Origin of the sequence: Microcystis sp. LE19-41.2A (assembly GCF_027530405.1) — a bacterium.
GTDB lineage: Bacteria > Cyanobacteriota > Cyanobacteriia > Cyanobacteriales > Microcystaceae > Microcystis > Microcystis aeruginosa.
This window is the reverse complement of record NZ_JAPZQJ010000575.1, coordinates 1-3,779: the sequence shown is the minus strand read 5'-3', so window position 1 is coordinate 3,779 and position 3,779 is coordinate 1. Positions and strand designations below refer to the sequence as shown.

Genomic DNA, 3,779 nt, shown 5'->3' with positions numbered 1-3,779 from the left:
AGAAAAGCGACGTTACCCTCTAACCATTCGGCGATGGTTTCCTGTAACTGTTGTGCCGTCATCGGTTTGCCCTCTAGCGTCTCCGTATCTACCTCCAAATCCCCGGCGATTTCCAGAAGCATCTGTTTGACCGTGCCGATAGCAGGGGCGGACACCGGAAACCCCCGCCCCAACAAGTCCTCAATTACCCGCTCCGCTAAAAAGGTCTTTCCCGCACCAGCTTCCCCCACCACCAACAAACTGGCATTGGCTAGTAGGGCGGCCACCACCCGCTCTTTTTCTGCTCGCCTATAGCAGGGGATTGAAAGGGAATCATCAACGGAACGGATCGACAAAGACTGACGCTCACCGTCCGCTCCAACCCCGTAAGTATAGACCCGCTCCTCCCCGTTAGCCAATCTCCTTCTGTGTCGCTCGATCATCGTTCCGATTCCCAGTTCCATTTCTACTATAGCTGAACTTACCCCATACATATATACCATAATAGCCGAAAACCCTTATCCATCAATGGATGCACCCCCTTAACTTTTCTTAATGTACCCATGTAATTTGTAACATTTCTTAATGGACAAGAATTCTCTCCATTTGCTAAAATGATAGCCATGTATATAGAAAAAGTTCCTAACCGTAATTCCCCCCCCCGCTGTTCTTCTTCGAGAGTCCTACCGAGAAGGAGAACAAGTCAAAAAAAGAACCCTGGCCAATCTCTCAAAATTACCCGATGATATTATTGACAATCTGGGGAGCATCTCATTTACGCGATAAGTAATTATACTTAGCCTAAAAGCCACTCTTAATCGTGTCTTGGAACGAAATAGAGGCTTTTAAAGACTGCGTACATGGAGAATTAAAACAAGAATTACCCTCGAAAAGCCTATTTTTCCACTAAGTATTTATGCTCATTGCAAAGGTGAGATGCTCTCCCTTCTCCTTTCTCCCCCTCTACAATAATTACTCGCAGCCAGAAATACGTTGGGTACTATCATACTTTGTGCTTTTTGTCAAAAAAACTTTTTTTTTGCAATAAAACTACACAAAAAAAAGATCATCGTTATGGGTGAAATTGACTGATTTGACCGTCTTAATTAGGATCACCTTCTAGGTGTGGCAAGGGTTTCAACCATTGCTGCCCAAAAAAGCACAGAATAACCCATTATGAAATTCAGTAAAATCGCTGTAACCATTGTAACATCGTTGTTAAATAAAAATCTTTCTCAATTAATTCTTAAGAATTTGTAAATATTGCGGAATGTTAATTTAAATATTCTCAAGTTTTTGGAGTCAATAAATAATTTTTGCTTATCTTTGATCAACAGAGGCAGTCCCAATGAAAAAATTTTCACCCCCACAGATGAAAGAGGTTTCTTTCCCTACACCCTACACCCCACACCCTACACCCCACACCCCACACCCCACACCCCACTGAAAAAGCTCCGGCGTTCGATCGCCCGGATAGATGGTCGGGGATTTGGGTTAGGGTAGTAAAAGATACAGATTACCCACCCTTCCAGACCAACAATTATGACGAACACCAGTAACCCGCTGCTTGCCGGTCAAGGATTACCGGCTTTTGACCAAATCCAACCCAGCCTAATTGTCCCTGGGATGACGCAACTTTTGCAGGAACTGGCCAGAGAATTAACCGATCTAGAAGCGCAGATTGCCCCCACCTGGGAAAAATTAGTCGAACCCCTCACCCGGATCGAAGAACGTTTAAGCTGGAGTTGGGGGATTATCGGTCATCTGATGGGGGTAAAAAATAGCCCGGAATTGCGTCAAGCTTACGAAACCGTACAACCACAGGTAGTCGAGTTTATTAGCCGTTTAAGCCAAAGTAAACCCATTTATGAGGCATTCTCGTCCCTGCGTCAAGGGGAAAGCTGGGGGCAATTAGACGAGGCACAACAGCGCATTGTCGAAGCTTCTCTGCGGGATGCCCAATTGGCCGGGGTGGGATTGGTAGGGGAGAAAAAAGACAGATTTAACGCGATTCAACTGGAATTAGCGGAAATCACCACGAAATTTTCTAATAACCTCCTCGATGCCACCAAAGCTTTTCAACTAAAACTAACAACCCCAGAAGATATCGCCGGTTTACCCCCTAGTCTCCTCAGTTTAGCCGCCCAAACCGCCCGGGGCCAAGGGGAAACTAACGCCAGCACCGAAACTGGTCCCTGGGTGATTACCCTCGATTTTCCCAGTTATTTCCCCTTTATGAAGTACAGCGATAATCGGGAATTGCGGGAAAAACTCTATAAAGCCTACGTTAGTCGGGCTGATCTGGGAGAATTGGATAATAATCCCTTAATCGATCGCATTTTGCAACTTCGTCAGGAACAGGCCCATCTTTTAGGTTATAGTACCTACGCCGAGGTCAGTCTTGCCCGGAAAATGGCCAATTCTGTGGATGAAATCGAGAAATTGCTTGACAATTTACGCCAAGTAAGCTATGAAGCGGCAAAACAGGATTTAGAGGCCTTAAAAACTTTTGCGGGAACCGACGATCTCAAGCATTGGGATATAGCCTATTGGTCAGAAAAACAGCGTCAGGCCAAGTTTAACTTTAGTGCCGAGGAATTACGCCCCTATTTCCCCCTACCACGGGTTTTAGAAGGCATATTTAGCCTCGCTAAACGGATTTTTGGGGTGGAAATTATCGCTACCGACGGTAAAGCACCTATCTGGCATCCTGATGTGCGTTATTTCCAGATTAACGACGAAAAGGGCGAAAAAATCGCCTATTTCTACCTCGATGCCTACAGTCGTCCCGCCGAAAAACGCGGCGGTGCTTGGATGGATGTCTGTATCGGTCGCGCCAAAACTGGTGCCGAGGTGCGTTTACCTGTGGCCTATTTAATCTGCAATCAAACGCCTCCAGTGGACGGAAACCCCAGTTTAATGACCTTTGAGGAGGTAACTACCCTATTTCACGAATTTGGCCACGGTTTACAGCATATGTTAACCACTGTGGATTATTCCGGCGCAGCGGGTATTAATAACGTTGAGTGGGATGCGGTGGAATTGCCCAGTCAATTTATGGAAAATTGGTGTTATGATCGCCCTACTTTAATGAGTATGGCCAAACACTACGAAACCGGTGAAACTCTCCCCGAACATTACTATCAAAAACTGCTCCTAGCTAAGAATTATATGAGCGGTTCGGCTATGCTGCGTCAGTTACATTTGTCTTTAGTAGATTTGGAATTACACCATCGTTATCAACCCAATGGCGGCGAAACTCCTAAACAAGTCAGACAGCGTTTAGCGGCGACGACGACGATCATTCCTCCCCTACCAGAAGATGCTTTCTTATGTTCTTTTGGGCATATTTTCGCTGGCGGTTATGCGGCGGGTTACTATAGTTATAAATGGGCAGAAGTTCTCAGCGCCGATGCTTTTGCCGCTTTCGAGGAAGTGGGATTAGATAACGAAGAAGCAGTGAAAGCGATCGGCCGCCGTTTTCGCGATACTGTCTTAGCTATGGGGGGAAGTTCTCATCCTATGAATGTTTTTAAAGCTTTCCGCGGTCGCGAACCCAGTACCGAACCTCTCCTCCGTCATAGCGGCTTATAAAAGTAGGGTGTGTTAGCGTAGCGTAACGCACCAAAAACTTTTCTTTGTGGTGCGTTACGGCAATATTTCGCTCTTGATTTTTTCCCTGAAAACAAGGGATTGCCTAACGCACCCTACTTAACTGCTGAAACAATCCAGTAGGGTGTGTTAGCGTAGCGTAACGCACCAAAAACTTTTCTTTGTGGTGCGTTACGGCAATATTTAGC

General features: G+C 45.8%; 3 protein-coding genes and 1 pseudogene. 3 read left to right on the top strand and 1 reads right to left on the bottom strand.

Annotation, left to right across the window (positions count from 1 at the left end; all coding sequences use genetic code 11):
• Positions 1-443 (bottom strand): AAA family ATPase (locus tag O9290_RS24215; RefSeq protein WP_353852165.1); only part of this gene is annotated, 443 nt, incomplete at its 3' end.
• Positions 444-602: 159 nt separating this feature from the next.
• On the opposite strand from O9290_RS24215, the pseudogene O9290_RS28625 reads away from it, so the two are divergent.
• The 3 genes and pseudogenes from O9290_RS28625 to O9290_RS24205 form a co-directional block, all read left to right on the top strand.
• A pseudogene (locus O9290_RS28625) lies at positions 603-741 on the top strand (IS1634 family transposase N-terminal domain-related protein); the annotation flags it as partial.
• A gap of 501 nt (positions 742-1,242) precedes the next feature.
• Positions 1,243-1,482 (top strand): hypothetical protein, encoded by a 240-nt coding sequence (locus tag O9290_RS24210; protein WP_002759918.1) that lies wholly within the window; start codon positions 1,243-1,245, stop codon positions 1,480-1,482.
• A 39-nt stretch (positions 1,483-1,521) separates the two neighbouring features.
• Complete coding sequence (locus O9290_RS24205) at positions 1,522-3,573, top strand: M3 family metallopeptidase (RefSeq protein WP_288058208.1); 2,052 nt, start codon at positions 1,522-1,524, stop codon at positions 3,571-3,573.
• Positions 3,574-3,779 lie beyond the last annotated feature (206 nt).

Bases quoted from the DNA above. Each gene is read 5' to 3' on its own strand.
- O9290_RS24205 (WP_288058208.1), top strand. From the start codon at position 1,522: ATGACGAACACCAGTAACCCGCTGCTTGCCGGTCAAGGATTACCGGCT.